Annotated in this window: 12 protein-coding genes and 1 pseudogene; 7 read left to right on the forward strand and 6 right to left on the reverse strand. The window is 70.8% G+C overall.

Features of this window, described 5'->3' with window-relative positions; all coding sequences use genetic code 11:
* From ABZ484_RS35950 to ABZ484_RS35965, 4 genes and pseudogenes are all read left to right on the forward strand, one after another.
* Window positions 1-1,165 (forward strand): annotated as a pseudogene (locus ABZ484_RS35950) (ATPase); the annotation flags it as partial.
* A gap of 10 nt (window positions 1,166-1,175) precedes the next feature.
* Window positions 1,176-1,589, forward strand: a complete 414-nt coding sequence (locus ABZ484_RS35955; protein WP_004983065.1) for a roadblock/LC7 domain-containing protein — start codon at window positions 1,176-1,178, stop codon at window positions 1,587-1,589.
* A gap of 97 nt (window positions 1,590-1,686) precedes the next feature.
* Entirely contained in the window at window positions 1,687-2,259 is a 573-nt protein-coding gene (locus tag ABZ484_RS35960; protein ID WP_358870167.1) for a DUF742 domain-containing protein, read from the forward strand.
* Window positions 2,240-2,830: an ATP/GTP-binding protein gene (locus ABZ484_RS35965; RefSeq protein ID WP_189900483.1), complete on the forward strand. Its 591-nt coding sequence runs from the start codon at window positions 2,240-2,242 to the stop codon at window positions 2,828-2,830. Before ABZ484_RS35960 ends, ABZ484_RS35965 begins: the two co-directional genes overlap by 20 nt.
* Before the next feature lie 146 nt (window positions 2,831-2,976).
* On the opposite strand, the gene ABZ484_RS35970 is transcribed toward ABZ484_RS35965, so the two are convergent.
* The 3 genes from ABZ484_RS35970 to ABZ484_RS35980 all read right to left on the reverse strand — a co-directional run bounded on the left by ABZ484_RS35970 (window position 2,977) and on the right by ABZ484_RS35980 (window position 5,745).
* Window positions 2,977-3,171 carry an acyl-CoA carboxylase subunit epsilon gene (locus ABZ484_RS35970; protein WP_358870168.1) on the reverse strand — a complete coding sequence of 65 codons (195 nt, stop codon included), beginning with the start codon at window positions 3,169-3,171 and terminating at the stop codon, window positions 2,977-2,979.
* A gap of 74 nt (window positions 3,172-3,245) precedes the next feature.
* Window positions 3,246-4,841, reverse strand: a complete 1,596-nt coding sequence (locus tag ABZ484_RS35975) for an acyl-CoA carboxylase subunit beta (protein ID WP_358870169.1) — start codon at window positions 4,839-4,841, stop codon at window positions 3,246-3,248.
* A 370-nt stretch (window positions 4,842-5,211) separates the two neighbouring features.
* Entirely contained in the window at window positions 5,212-5,745 is a 534-nt protein-coding gene (locus ABZ484_RS35980; RefSeq protein ID WP_358870170.1) for a hypothetical protein, read from the reverse strand.
* Between the two features lie 274 nt (window positions 5,746-6,019).
* On the opposite strand from ABZ484_RS35980, the gene ABZ484_RS35985 reads away from it, so the two are divergent.
* A complete protein-coding gene (locus ABZ484_RS35985) occupies window positions 6,020-6,637 on the forward strand; it encodes a YceI family protein (protein WP_358870171.1) in 618 nt (205 codons plus the stop codon).
* Window positions 6,638-6,791: 154 nt separating this feature from the next.
* Here the strand turns inward: ABZ484_RS35985 and ABZ484_RS35990 are convergent, their stop codons facing one another.
* Together ABZ484_RS35990 and ABZ484_RS35995 are read right to left on the reverse strand one after the other, a co-directional pair.
* The gene (locus ABZ484_RS35990; RefSeq protein ID WP_358870172.1) at window positions 6,792-8,162 is read right to left on the reverse strand and encodes a hypothetical protein; all 1,371 of its coding nucleotides are present in this window, start codon (window positions 8,160-8,162) and stop codon (window positions 6,792-6,794) included.
* Window positions 8,163-8,273: 111 nt separating this feature from the next.
* Window positions 8,274-11,312: a glycoside hydrolase family 3 N-terminal domain-containing protein gene (locus ABZ484_RS35995; protein WP_358870173.1), complete on the reverse strand. Its 3,039-nt coding sequence runs from the start codon at window positions 11,310-11,312 to the stop codon at window positions 8,274-8,276.
* A 242-nt stretch (window positions 11,313-11,554) separates the two neighbouring features.
* On the opposite strand from ABZ484_RS35995, the gene ABZ484_RS36000 reads away from it, so the two are divergent.
* A complete protein-coding gene (locus ABZ484_RS36000; RefSeq protein WP_358870174.1) occupies window positions 11,555-13,432 on the forward strand; it encodes a ricin-type beta-trefoil lectin domain protein in 1,878 nt (625 codons plus the stop codon).
* 97 nt (window positions 13,433-13,529) lie between these two features.
* Complete coding sequence (locus tag ABZ484_RS36005) at window positions 13,530-14,144, forward strand: GPP34 family phosphoprotein (RefSeq protein WP_358870175.1); 615 nt, start codon at window positions 13,530-13,532, stop codon at window positions 14,142-14,144.
* Window positions 14,145-14,239: 95 nt separating this feature from the next.
* Here the strand turns inward: ABZ484_RS36005 and ABZ484_RS36010 are convergent.
* A partial coding sequence (locus ABZ484_RS36010; RefSeq protein ID WP_358870176.1) for an alpha-isopropylmalate synthase regulatory domain-containing protein occupies window positions 14,240-14,830 on the reverse strand: 591 nt, incomplete at its 5' end.

Here is a 14,830-nt window from a genome sequence, read left to right on the forward strand (position 1 = left end):
CGAGCAGACGCTGGACCGCGACGAGTTCACCGTCTCGCAGATCATCCCGGAGCAGGAGTTCCAGGGCGAGGACTTCGGCCAGCTGCCGCCCATGCGCACCGCCGCCGAACTCGGCTTCGACGACAGCCGCTACGCGGACGTCCCCGACGACATCCGCGAGCTGGACCCGGTCGGCCGCTCCCTCAAGCGCGAGGAGCGCCGGGCCGCCCTGGAGGCCCAGTCGCACGGCGAGGCGGTCGCGCCGCAGGCGCCCGAGGCGCCCGCGTACCCCGAGGAGCCCGCCGGCCGGCAGCCCGCCTACGACACCGGTCAGGTGGCGTACCCCGAGCAGAACGGCGGCTACGGCGCTCAGTCGTACGACGAGCAGCAGCAGACGGCGTACGACCAGCAGGGACAGCAGTCGTACGAGCAGCAGGGACAGCAGTCGTACGAGCAGGCGTACTACGCGCCGGACGCGGGCCTGCCGCAGAACGGCGCCTACACGGCGAACGGCGGTTACCCGGAGGCCGGCTCCTACTCCGAGCCGGCGCAGGGCGAGCACGCCTCCGCCCAGGCCGGCGCGGCGGAGCCGTACGCGGGTTACCAGGAGCAGCCCTACCAGGACGACTGGCAGCAGGCCGACGGTTTCCTCGGCGGCTACACGGACCAGTACGCTCCGGAAACGGAATCAGCGCAGGCCGCTGACGGGAACGACGGTGACCGCGTAGGCTTCGACCGTCCGGGAACGGCCTCCTCCGCCGCCCACGAGCTGACCGACGCCGGGTTGCCCCGCCGTGGTTCGACCCCGAGCGGCTCGAACGGTGCGCAGCCCGTGCAGCGGCAGGCGCCGGCCCCCGGTCCGGAGAGCAACGGCGACAGCGGCTGGCGTTCGGACAACGACGAGCGGTGGTCGCAGGCCGCGCAGCTCCGGAAACCCAAGGCGGGCGGAGTGACCTCCTCCGGCCTGCCGCGGCGAGTGCCCAAGGCCAACCTGGTCGAGGGTGCGGCGGCATCGACCCCGCAGGGCGGCCCACAGGTCTCCCGCGCCCCCGAGGACGTCAGGGGCAGGTTGAGCAACCTGCGCCGGGGCGTCCAGCGGGGACGCAGCGCAGGAAGTGAAAAGAACGGCCAGGCCACGAGGATTGAACACAGTGGTCCTGACAGCACCTACAACCAGGAGCGTTAGTGTGAGCCCGATGAGCCAGGCGGCACAGAACCTGAACTGGTTGATCACCAACTTCGTGGACAACACCCCCGGGGTGTCCCACACCGTGGTGGTCTCCGCCGACGGACTCCTTCTGGCGATGTCCGAAGGCTTCCCCCGCGACCGCGCCGACCAGCTCGCGGCCGTCGCCTCCGGTCTGACCTCACTGACCGCCGGTGCCTCGCGCATCTTCGAGGGCGGCAGCGTGAACCAGACGGTTGTGGAGATGGAGCGGGGATTCCTCTTCATCATGTCCATCTCCGACGGGTCCTCGCTCGCGGTTCTCGCACACCCGGAGGCGGACATCGGTCTCATTGGGTACGAGATGGCCCTTCTGGTGGACCGCGCGGGCACGGTTCTGACTCCGGACCTCCGTGCGGAACTCCAGGGGAGCCTTCTCAACTAACAGACAGACGGTGCGTTTTGGTGTCCCGGGGCCGTAAGGTTTCGGGACGCGGCTTCCACACGGTTGGGCGCCCGGCGCAGTCGGAGGAGGAGTAAGAGTGGCAACACCCCCAGGCGGTTCGTCTTCGGGCAACTGGTCGTACGGCCCCGCGCAGGGCCACGGCGACGGTTCGTCGAACCCTTACGCCTTCCCCTCCGTCCCCCACCACCGCCGGCCGTACGCGCCGCAGGGCCCCGGCCCGTCGCCGTACGACCAGCCGCCGGCGCCGCGCATCCAGCCGGTGCAGCCGCAGCGACGCACCCCTGAGCCGGCGCCCGCGGGCGCGACGAACAACCCCCTGGTCCGCCCGTACGCCATGACGGGCGGCCGCACCAGGCCGCGGTACCAGCTCGCCATCGAGGCGCTGGTGCACACCACGGCGCAGCCGCACCAGATGCAGGGCCAGCTGCCCGAACATCAGCGGATCTGCCATCTGTGCCGCGAGATCAAGTCGGTGGCCGAGATCTCGGCCCTGCTGACGATTCCTCTCGGCGTGGCCAGGATCCTCGTCGCCGACTTGGCGGAGGCGGGCCTGGTCGCCATCCATCAGCCCGGCGGCGACGAGAACGCCGGCGGCCAGCCAGACGTGACACTGCTCGAAAGGGTGCTCAGTGGACTTCGCAAGCTCTAGCGGAGGGCCGGTTTCTCCCAGTCGTTCCACCACTTCCGCGAAGATCGTGGTGGCGGGCGGCTTCGGCGTGGGCAAGACCACGTTCGTCGGCGCCGTCTCGGAGATCAACCCGCTGCGCACAGAGGCCGTCATGACATCCGCGTCCGCGGGCATCGACGACCTCACCCACACGGGCGACAAGACCACCACCACGGTGGCCATGGACTTCGGCCGTATCACCCTGGACCAGGACCTGATCCTGTACCTGTTCGGCACGCCCGGCCAGGACCGCTTCTGGTTCATGTGGGACGACCTGGTCCGCGGCGCCATCGGCGCCGTGGTCCTCGTCGACACGCGGAGGCTCGCCGACTGCTTCCCCGCCGTCGACTACTTCGAGAACAGCGGCCTGCCGTTCGTGATCGCCCTCAACGGATTCGACGGCCAGCAGCCGTACAACCCGGACGAGGTCCGCGAGGCGCTCCAGATCGGCCCGGACACGCCGATCATCACCACCGACGCCCGGCACCGCGCGGACGCCAAGTCCACGCTGATCACTCTCGTGGAGCACGCGCTGATGGCGCGCCTGCGGTAGCGCTCGGCGCACGGCCCGCGCAGGGGCCCTCTCCCGAAACCGGGAGAGGGCCCCTTGCCGTTCCCTCCCCTGCCCTTCCTTCCCTCCGGGCGCATGCGCAAGGGGCTCACCCTGACGGGTGAGCCCCTTGCGGAGTCGTACGGCTCTCAGTGCCAGCTGTGCGGGCCGCGGAAGCCCTTCTCGCGCTCCAGGCGGCGCCAGCCGGCCCTGGCGCGGCCGCGGTGGGACGGGGTCGTGTCGGCGGGGCGGGCCGCGGCACGGGCGAGGAGGACGGCCGTGATGGCGGCCACCTCCTCGGGCTCGGCGTGGCCCTTCTCGACGCGGATGTCAGGCGTGTCCATGGGATCAGTCTCCGTGGCTGAGGGTTCCGCGGGGTTGCCGCGGCGCGTCCACTGGGTTACGGGGGTCGCTGCGCTCACTGCGGGGGGTTGCCGTGCTTGCGGGAGGGCAGGTCGGCGTGCTTGGTGTGGAGCATGGCCAGGGACCGGATGAGGGTCTGGCGGGTGTCGGCGGGGTCGATGACGTCGTCCACGAGGCCGCGTTCGGCCGCGTAGTACGGGTGCATCAGCTCGGCCTTGTACTCCTTGACCATCTTCTGCCGCATGGCCTCGGGGTCCTCGGCCTGGGCGATCTGGCGGCGGAAGATGACGTTGGCCGCGCCCTCGGCGCCCATCACGGCGATCTCGTTGGTCGGCCAGGCGTAGGTGAGGTCGGCGCCGATCGACTGGGAGTCCATCACGATGTAGGCACCTCCGTACGCCTTGCGCAGGATCAGCGAGATCCGCGGCACGGTGGCGTTGCAGTAGGCGTACAGCAGCTTCGCGCCGTGCCGGATGATCCCGCCGTGCTCCTGGTCGACTCCGGGGAGGAACCCCGGGACGTCCAGGAAGGTGACGATCGGGATATTGAAAGCGTCACACATCTGGACAAAGCGCGCAGCTTTTTCACTCGCCTCGATGTCCAGCACGCCGGCCAGCACCTGCGGCTGGTTGGCGATGATGCCGACGACCTGGCCGTCCAGGCGGGCCAGCGCGCAGATGATGTTGCGCGCCCAGCGCTCGTGGACCTCGAGGTACTCGCCGTCGTCGACGATCTCCTCGATGACCTTGGCCATGTCGTACGGCCGGTTGCCGTCCGCCGGGACCAGGTCCAGGAGAACGTCGCTGCGGCGGTCGGCCGGGTCTCCGGTGTCCACCCGGGGCGGGGTCTCCCGGTTGTTCTGCGGGAGGAGGGAGAGGAGGTAGCGCACCTCGGCGATGCAGGTCTCCTCGTCGTCGTAGGCGAAGTGACACACCCCGGAGGTCTCGGCGTGCACGTCCGCGCCGCCGAGTCCGTTCTGGGTGATCTCCTCACCGGTGACGGCCTTGACCACGTCCGGGCCGGTGATGAACATCTGCGAGGTGTCACGGACCATGAACACGAAGTCGGTCAGCGCCGGGCTGTAGGCCGCGCCACCGGCGCACGGGCCGAGCATCACCGAGATCTGCGGGATGACACCGCTGGCCTTGGTGTTGCGCTGGAAGATGCCGCCGTAACCGGCGAGGGCACTGACGCCCTCCTGGATACGGGCGCCGGCGCCGTCGTTCAGGGAGACCAGGGGCGCACCGGCCGCGATGGCCATGTCCATGATCTTGTGGATCTTCGTGGCGTGGGCCTCGCCCAGCGCGCCGCCGAAGATCCGGAAGTCATGGGCGTAGACGAAGACCGTACGGCCCTCCACCGTGCCCCAGCCGGTGATCACACCGTCGGTGTACGGCTTCTTCGCCTCCAGGCCGAAACCGGACGCCCGGTGCCGGCGCAACTGCTCGACCTCCTGGAAGGACCCGGCGTCCAGAAGCAGCTCGATCCGCTCCCGCGCCGTCAGCTTGCCCTTGGCGTGCTGTGCCGCGGTCGCCTTCTCACTCGGACCCGCCACCGCCTGCGCACGAATCCCGTGCAGTTCGGCGACCCGCCCGCGCGCGTCCGTCGGCTCGCCGGTCGGCTCACCCGTCGTCTCTTCCAAAACGGTCATGTAGTGACCTTACGAAGGACACCTGGGAAAGCGAGCCGTCGACTCCGTACAGTCTCCGGCCCGTTTTCCTGGTACCCCTGAACAGAACCCTAGAGGCTTGCAGCCTTTCCGACTGCTCAGAGGGCTCCGGCGTTGTAGAGGTCACACAAAGTCAGGGCGCGAGAGCCACCTCACATTCGAGTGTGGCGCATGCCATCCCTGGAGTGACACGCAGGACCAGACGGGGGGAGCCGAGGGCGACGGTGATGACCCGTCAGGAGAACGGACCGACCGCCGGTACGGGCTCCGTCCATGGTGCCGCACGGCCCGTCCGGGGTCGGCGGCGGGCACCGCCTCCGCCCCGGACGGGCCGGCCGGGAAGGGAGGCCGCTCAGCAGCCGCCGCAGTTGTAGTACAGGACGTCCCAGTGGTTGCCCTCGTCGGCGTAGATGTTGCCGGAGCCGGACTTGTACTGCGGGGCTCCGTCGCCGCGCAGCCCGATGTAGCTGAAGTTGTTCTTGATGTAGCCGGTGATGCAGGTGTTCTTGCCGTAGTCGAGCTTGTAGCCGTTCCAGTGGGAGTAGGTGCCGGAGGCGTGGCCCGTCTCGGTCCCGCCGGTGATGTTGAGGGCGCAGCCGCTGGCGCGCTTGAGGGTCTGGGCGCCCTGCGCGGTGGCGAGGTTGAGCTGCTCGAAGGACGTACAGGTGGGGTTGTTCCGGTCGGAACAGTTGCCGGACGAGGACCAGGTGATGCCGACCTGACGGAACATCTGGGTCGCGGTGGCGTGGCTGATCTTGGTGACGGCGAAGGCGTCGGTCGCGGTACCGACGACGGCGACACCGGGGGCGACGACGAGGGCGAGCGCGGTGAGAGCGGCCCGTGTCTTCGTGACCTTCTTGAGCTTCATGGTCTTCACGGTCTTCATGGGACCCTTCCTGCGGTTGGCCGAGCTACTGGTGGGGCGGCTGTGCAGGTGGTGCCGATGGCGCAAGGGGTGCAGGGAGATGGTGCCCGAGTTCTACGCGCGTCCGCCAGAGGGCCGCAGGCGTTGGTCGCGGCGTTTCCACGACACCCGTACGGATGATGTTGAAACTCGAACGGAATAGGTCTACGGTCGTCACTGTTGACCTGGTTGAACATTCAACATCATCGGCGCTCCCCCCTCCGCGCCGAGCGATCCCGTCCCCAAGGAGCACCCCATGGGCATCTTCGGCCGCAAGAACAACAGCCCCGAGAGCACCGTCACCACCGCCACCGCCGCCCCCGTGAACCCGGACCTCGCCGCGCTGACCGGCGAGTACACGATCGACCCGGCGCACTCCACGCTGGGCTTCGTCGCACGGCACGCCATGGTCACGAACGTCAAGGGCAAGTTCACCGACTTCACCGGCGCCCTGCACCTGGACGGCACCGACCCCGGCGCGTCCACGGCCTCGATCGACGTCACGATGGACAGCATCGACACGGGTTCGCCGGACCGCGACGGCCACCTGAAGAGCTCGGACTTCTTCAAGACCGACGAGTTCCCGACGATGACCTTCCGCTCCACCAAGGCCGAAGCCCTGGGCGGCGACGACTACCGCATCACCGGCGACCTCACCATCCTCGGCGTGACCAGGCCGCTCACGATCGACCTGGAGTTCAACGGCGCCGCCAAGGACCCCTTCGGCAACGAGCGCGTCGGTTTCGAGGGCAAGGCCGAGATCCTGCGCTCCGAGTGGGGCCTGACCTGGAACGCCGCGCTGGAGACGGGTGGCGTGCTGGTCTCCGACAAGATCAAGCTGAACTTCGACATCTCGGCGATCCGGCAGGCCTGAGCCGAGCAGCTCGGCCCGCGGCCCGCGTCGCGGAGCCTGAGCGCCCCCTGAACGCGCCCGCCCTCCACTCCCCCGTAAGGGAGGGCGGGCGCTTTCGCGTCACGTGGAGGCCCGGTCCGTCACGTGCGCTGCCGCTCGGACCCGCACCCCACGCTCAGAACCCGCCCCCGAAGTCCCCTCCTCCCCCGCCACCCCCACCGACGTCCCCGTCGCCGAAGCCGCCGCCGAAGTCGCCGGGGTCGAAGTCGGCACCGGACACATCGCCGCCCTCGTAGCCGCCGAAGCCGTCGTGCGCGCCGAAGTCTCCGTAGCCCGTGCCGTAGTCGGCGCCGTAGGCCGGGCCGGCCATCATGCTGCCGAGCAGGGTGCCGACCAGGAGGCCGGGGAGGATGCCGCCGCCGAAGTAGCCACCCGCCCAGGGGCCGTAGGCCGGGCCCGCGTCCCAGTAGGGGCGGCGGCCCCAGTCGGTGTCGACCTCGCGGACCCGCGGATCGCGGCCCTCGGCCAGGCGGACCTGGTCGGCGGCGCAGACCGGGACCTCACGGGCCGTGCCGCCGGGTGGAGACCAGGTGGCGTCGGCGACCGACGGTCCGTGGCGCGGGTCGAAGAAGCAGGGCGGGCGGCGTTCGGGCAGGGGGCGGCCCTCGCGGCGGGCGGCGAGCTGGGCGAGCGAGAACCGGCCGTCCTCCAGGGCCTCGGTGACGGCCCGCACGTCCTCGGGTCCGCGGGCCTCGGTCATCCGCTGCTTCGCCTGTTCGTAGGCGTCCAGGGCCCGTTCGTAGTCGGCGCGCATGGCGTCGTCCGCGCCGGGCTCCGCCGGATGGAAGTCGAGGCGGTCCAGCTCCTCGCCGAAGGCGGTGATGTCCTCGTCCACGACGACCCGCAGCCTGTCCAGGGCGGCCCGCCGCTCCTCCGCCCGGCGCCGGCTGCTGCGCCGGACCAGGGCGTACGCGCCCACGCCGCCCGCCACCAGGACGGCGGCGGCGGTGATCAGCGCGGTGCTCGACACCCCACCGCGGTGACCGGCGGTGCCCCAGGTGGACGGAGCCGAGCCGCCCATGTTCGCGAGGGCCCGGTCGGTGAAGTCGGTGAGCTGGGTCCTGGCGTTCTCGCCCTGGACGCTGGTGACGAGGTTCCGCACGGCGGTGCCCGGCAGCACCGAGGCGTCGGCGCGGGCGTCGAAGCGGTCGCCCAGGCGGATGGCGTAGGCGCCGGTGACACCGGTGGCGGTGCGCAGATCGGTGAAGAGGTTCTGCGTCGGGAAGTCGGCCGGCAGCACGGCGATGAAGAGCGGTTTGTCCGCGTCCTTGATCCGCCGGGCCAGCGTGTCGGCGTCGGCCTTCGACAGCTGGGCGGAGGCCGCCGGATCGACGTAGACGGGATTCTCGCGCAGCGCCTGCGCGACCGCCGAGATGCCGGTGGCCGCCGCCGAGGGCGGGGCACCGGTCGCCAGGACGGCCATGACGGCCACCGCGAGCACGACCAGCAGATGGGCGGGGGCTCGGGTCAGAGCGACGGCCTTCATGGTTCGACGCTACCCGAAAGTGGACAAACAGGGTCATTCATGCCGACGGGAAGGCGCACCGCGCGCGTACCACGCGCGGTGCGCCTTCGGTCGACGGCTCCGAGCAGCCGATCACGCCGCCCGGTACGCGGCCGTCAGCCGTTCCACCGCCGCCCCGTACCTGCCGGTCAGCAGCAGGTGGTCGGCGTCGGCGAAGGGCTTGGCCACCGCCGCGCTCATGCCGGTCCCGCCCGCCCCGGTCACCTTCTGCTGGACGATCAGCCGGGCCTGGGTGACGAGGGCGCGGCCGGCCTGGGCCGCGTGCGCCCTCTCGGCCGCCGTCGCCGCCAGGCCCAGCGCCCGCAGCGTCGCCGTGCCGCCCGAGGGCACCTTGGTGAGCGTGGTCAGACCCCAGCCGTAGGGGAACTGCGGGTCGTAGGAGGCGTCGCCCACGTTGATCGGCAGCTGCTGTTCCGACTTCGGCCAGGTCACGGGGAGCTGACCGGTGAAGGGACGCCTGCCGTAGAGCACGTCGGCGACGCCGTCGCCCTCGGTGCCCGGCAGCCAGGAGGCGACGAGGGCGTCGATCTTCCCGAGCCGGTCGCCGATCAGCTGCGGCCGGCCGGAGACGATCAGCACCGCGCACTTCATCGCCGCGCACACCTTGTCCACGGCGGCCTGGTCGGCGGCCGACAGCTGAAGGCCGTGGCCGTTGCCGACGTCGCCGACGCCCTCGGCGTACGGGGTCTCGCCGACGACGACCACGCCGACGTCGTAGCCGTCCGTGGACGCGGAGGCGTCCTTGGAGTAGGTGACGTCTCCCCCGGCGTTCCGCATGCCCTGAAGGATGGTCGTGCCCTGGGTGTGGGTGCCGGACTCGCCCTGCCAGGTGATGGTCCAGCCGCCGGTCTGGTTGCCGAGGTCGTCGGCGTCGGATCCGGCGACGTAGACCTTCTGGTCCTTCTTCAGCGGGAGCACGCCGCCGCTGTTCTTCAGCAGCACCTGGGACTCCGCGGCGGCCTGGCGGGCGACGGCCCGGTGCGCGGCGGAACCGATCCGCGCGGCGCCGCTGGTGTCGGCGTAGGGGTGTTCGAACAGGCCCAGCCGGAACTTCTCGGTCAGGATGCGCGACACCGCGTCGTCGACGCGCTTGACGCTGACCCGGCCCGCCTTCACCTCGTCGGTCAGCGTCGTGCTGAAGTCCTTGTAGGTGTACGGGACCATCATCATGTCGACGCCCGCGTTCACCGACGTGCGGACGTGGGAGGCGTAGTCGCCGGGGAGCTGGTCGATGGCGTTCCAGTCGCTGATGACGAAGCCGTCGAAGCCCATCCGGTCCTTGAGCACGCCGTTGATCATGTCGCCGCGGGCGTGCATCTTCACCGGGCCCTGTCCGTCGCCGGCGATGTCGAGCGAGGAGTAGGACGGCATGACCGTGCCGATGCCCCGGTCGACGGCGGTCTGGTACGGCGCCAGGTGGACGGCCTCCAGCTGCTGCCGGGTGACCTTGGTGACGCCCTGGTCGATGGTGTACGTGCCGGTGGTCGAGGAGCCGTACTCGGTGCCGCCGTCGCCGACGAAGTGCTTGGCGGTGGCCAGCACCTTGTCGTCACGGCTCAGGTCACGTCCGTCCGCCCGTCCCTGGAGGCCCTGGATGACGGTCTCCATGGAGGTCACCAGGGCCGGGTCCTCGCCGAAGGACTCGTAGGAGCGGCCCCAGCGTTCGTCGCGGGAGACGCACAGGCAGGGCGCGAAGTCCCAGGGGACGCCGGTGGCGCGCACCTCGCTCGCCGTCACCGCGCCCGTCTTCTCGGCCAGTTGCGGGTCGCGGGTGGCGCCGATGCCGATGTTGTGCGGCATGATCGTGGCGCCGGCCAGGTTGTTGTGGCCGTGCACCGCGTCCACGCCGTAGATCAGCGGGATCTGGAAGCGGGTGGCCTGCGCGCGGAGCTGGAAGGCGTCGATCATCTTCGCCCAGGCCTCGGCGGTGTTGGGCGTCGGGGTCGAGCCGCCGCCGGAGAGCAGTGAGCCGAGGCCGTAGGCGGCGATGTCGCCCGGTGCGGACATCGCGCCGCGCTCGGCCTGGGTCATCTGCCCGGCCTTCTCCTCCAGGGACATCCGGGAGACCAGGTCCGCGACCCGCTTCCTCACCGGCAGCCTGCTGTCCAGGTACGGCAGTCCGTGGGCGTCGACGACGACCTCGGGGGTCTCGGCCGGGGCCTTGGCGCCGGTGACGGTGAGCTGGAGCGGGACGGTCTCGGCCGGCTCGGCCGACCTGTCCTTCAGCGTGGGGACCTCGACGGTCCGGGAGGTCCCGGAGGCGGTGCCCGCGGGGAAGGTGAGGGTGCCGGAGACGGGGGTGTAGTCCTGGCCGGGCCGGGCGGAGCCGGTGGCCGCCGTGCGGTACTCGACGGTGACGGGCTCGTCGACGGGGGCGGAGCCGGTGGTGGCGAGGGTGATCCTGACGGCGGCCGTGCCGCCCTCGTGGACCGGGTAGACCGGCGCGTCGGTGGTGACGGAGGCGCGCAGCGACTGGTCCGCCTTGCCGTACAGCTCCACGTCGTCCATGGCGAAGCCGCCCTTGGTGCCGGCCGGGAGCGTCAGCGCGTAGCCCCACATCTGCGTCAGGCCGAGGACGTGGTCGATGCCGCCGACGGGCTGGTAGTCCGTGCGATAGGTGAAGTCGGTGAAGGGCAGCTCCACCTGTTTCCAGCCGCTGAAGTCGTCGGTGAAGGAGGTCGTCCACAGCTCGGACGCCTCGCCGTTCGCGCCGCCGTCCTTGATCTCGAAGGCGATCTTCCTGCCGTTGTCCTGGCCGTCCCACCAGAAGCGGATGCCCTGGTGGGCGGACCAGTCGTGGGCCGGCTGGCCGGCGGCGAAGTCGTGGGTGAAGCCGCCGTAGCCGCTGATGTCGTAGGTGCCGGAGAGCACCTTGGCGCCCTCGGGGGCGTCGGGACGGGCGGCGAGCTGGAGGGTGGGCGGGTCGTCGCTGTCGCCACCCCAGGTGAAGATGCCCTCGGCGGGCTGGTTCGCGAAGGGCACCTCGCCCTCGAAACGGTCGACGGGCACCGGGGCGGGGTCGGGCGCGGGATCCGGGGCGGCGTGCGCGGACGCCAGCGGGATCAGCGCGGTGAGCAGGGTGGCGGAGGCGAGCAGGGCGGTTCTTCGCATGGACGGACCTTCCCGCGACTCGGGGACTCGCTCATGACTTAGATCACGGCGTGAGTTAACAAGGGCGGCGCTCGACCCGTCAAGACTTCACACAACAGCTGGTACAGCAGCAACCCACGGCCGAAGTAGGCGCGTTGTTCCTTCGGCTTGTGAACGCGCGACCTCTTGACGGCCCTGAGATGTCGTCATTTACTCACGGCTCGTCACGCCTCCCATCCCCCACCCAGAAGGGCGGCGCATCCATGAGAAGACCGAGAAGACCTCTGCGCACGGCTCGACTGCTCCTCGCGGGCCTGCTGGCCACCGCCGGGCTGACCACCGTGACCGCTCCGTCCGCGCACGCGGCCGGCGAGCAGGTCACCGCCTGGCTGACCACGACCGACGACTCCGGCGGGCGGCATGTGGTCCGCGGGCTCCAGCAGCAGACACCGTTCACCTTCCAGTCCGGCACCGGCGGCGACGGCGAGAACATCACGGTCGACGAGAACACCCGCTACCAGACCTTCACCGGCGGCGGCGCGTCCTTCACGGACACCGCGGCCTGGCTGATGAACAGCAGCGGCGCGCTGTCCCCGGCGACCCGGGACGCCACCATGCGCAAGCTGTTCTCACCCACGGACGGCATCGGACTGTCGTTCCTGCGCAATCCGATGGGCGCCTCGGACCTGGCGCGTTACGGGTACACCTACGACGACGTGCCGGCCGGGCAGAGCGACCCGTCCCTGGCGAAGTTCTCGATCGCACACGACCTCGCGGACGTCGTCCCGCTCACCCGGCAGGCGCTCCAGCTGAACCCGTCCCTGACCGTGATGGCCTCGCCGTGGACCGCACCGGCCTGGATGAAGGACAGCGGCTCGCTCAACGGCGGCTGGCTGAAGGCGGAGGACTACGGAGCCTACGCCGCGTACTTCGTGAAGTACCTCCAGGCGTACCGCGACCAGGGCATACCCGTCTCCTATGTGACCGCGCAGAACGAGCCGACGTGCTGCTCCGGCTATCCGTCCATGAGCTGGAACGCCTCCGGCCTGGCGTACTTCACCAAGAGCGAGCTGCTGCCGAGGCTCCAGGCGGCCGGGCTGACCACGAAGGTCCTCGCGGACGACTGGAACTGGGACACCTACGACTCCTACGCCACGCAGACGGTGGACGACCCGGCGGTCCGCTCGCATCCGAACTTCGGCGGGATCGCCTGGCACGGCTACGGCGGCGACGTCACGAAGCAGACCACGGTCCACGACCGGTATCCGCAGCTGGACGCCTTCGGCACCGAACACTCGGGCGGCACCTGGATCGCGAACCAGCAGCGCGAGGACATGCTCAACATCGTCGACTACACGCGCAACTGGGCGAAGTCGGTGACGAAGTGGTCGCTGGCGGTGGACCAGGACCGCGGGCCGCACAACGGCGGATGCGGGACGTGCAGCGGGCTGATCACGGTGCACAACGGCGACGCGCAGGCCGGCCAGGTGGACTACACCGTCGAGTACTACGACATGGGGCATCTGACGAAGTTCGTCCGGCCGGGCGCGCAGCGGATCGCGTCGACCGCCTCGTCGTCCGTGCCGAACGTGGCCTGGCGCAACCCGGACGGCAGCAAGGCGCTGATCGCCTACAACGACGCGTCGAGCGCGAAGACGGTCACCATCGACTGGGGCTCGCAGCACGCCACTTACTCGCTGCCGGGCAAGACCTCGGCGACCTTCACCTGGTCGGGGACGCAGTCGGGCGGCGGCAGCCGGTCGGGGGCGTTCGTGGGACTGGCGGGCAAGTGCCTGGACGTGGCAGGTGCCTCGTCGGCGAACGGCACGCCCGTGCAGCTCTACGCCTGCAACGGCACGGCCGCCCAGCAGTGGACGGTGCGGGCGGACGGATCGGTCCAGGCGCTCGGCAAGTGCCTGGACGTGACGTCGGGCTCGACGGCCGACGGCGCGAAGGTACAGCTGTACGACTGCAATGGCACCGGGGCGCAGCAGTGGTCGTACAACGCGTCGACCGGTGATGTGGTGAACCTCGCCGCGGACAAGTGTCTGGACGTCACCGACAACTCCTCGGCCGACGGCACCCGCGTGCAGATCTGGTCGTGCACGGGGGCGGCGAACCAGAAGTGGCAGCTGAGGTGACGTATCGTCAGGCAGGGCATGGCCCGGCCGGGCGGCCGGGCCGGCCGACCGGCCGGGAACACCCCGCCGTCGTCACCGCCCCGACCTGGAGTCCGGCATGAGCACATCGCGTGACCTGTTCTTCGTCACCCTGGACGTTCCGGGCACGCACCCCGTGGAGCAGGGCGACCTGTCACTGGCCCTGGCCGGGGCCGAACTGGTCGACCTGCTCTCGGCCGGGTCCGTCTCCCTGGACGGCGAGCGCATCCTGCCCGGACTGGTGCCGGCCACGGACGACCGCCTGCTGGACGAGGCGGGGGCGGCGCTGGTCCGCGAGGCGCCGTACGAGACCGTCGAGGACTGGCTGTGGCGCCGGGGGCGGGGCCTGGCCTCGGCGTACGTCGATGTGCTGGAGGCGGCGGGGCAGGTGGCCGGGCGGCGGCACCGGTGGATGCCCCGGGGGTCCGACCGGCCGGTGCCGGTCGACTCGCCGGCGCGGCGCGCGGCGGCCGACCGCTGGGCCGACCGCGAGCCCGTCCTCGCCGGGCTGGCCGCCGCGCTGGGCATCCCGGCCGAGGCGGCCGGCGAGTCCGGCGAGGCCGCCGAGCCGGACGACGAGGCCGCGCTGACCGTGCTGGCCGCCGTCCACGAGGCGGTGCAGGAGCTGGAGGCCGTACGGCAGCGGCGGCGCATCGAGGACGCGGCCTTCGACAACATCTGGCGCGCGCCCTGATCACTCGGCGGCCTCGACCACCCGGTGGCCCTGACCACCCGGACGGGCTACCGGACCGGCTCACCGCCGCCCAGCACGTTGCCTCCACGCTGTGGCTACTGCGCCGGCTCGACGCCCGCCCGGAGCAGCCCGTAGGTGTACGCGTCCTCCAGGGCCTGCCAGGAGGCGGCGATGACGTTGTCGGCGACGCCCACGGTGGACCACTCGCCCTTGCCGTCGGAGGTGGAGATGAGCACGCGGGTGGTGGAGGAGGTGCCGTGCCGGCCCTCCAGGATGCGGACCTTGTAGTCGACGAGCTCGAGGGCGCCCAGCTGGGGGTAGATCTTCTCCAGGGCGACGCGCAGGGCGCGGTCGAGGGCGTTGACCGGGCCGTTGCCCTCGGCGGTGGCGACGATGCGCTCGCTCTTGGCCCACAGCTTGACCGTGGCCTCGTTGGCGTGGGTGCCGTCGGGGCGGTCCTCGACGATGGCCCGCCAGGACTCCACGTCGAAGTACTTCAGGGGCCTGCCCTCGGCCTCCGCGCGGAGCAGCAGTTCGAAGCTGGCGTCGGCCGCCTCGTAGGTGTAGCCCTTGAGCTCGCGCTCCTTCACGCGTTCGACGACGCGGCCGACGAGTTCGCGGTCGCCGCCGAGGTCGATGCCGAGTTCCTTGCCCTTGAGCTCGATGGAGGCGCGGCCGGCCATGTC

The organism is Streptomyces sp. NPDC006393, assembly GCF_040628575.1.
Taxonomy (GTDB): Bacteria; Actinomycetota; Actinomycetes; order Streptomycetales; family Streptomycetaceae; genus Streptomyces.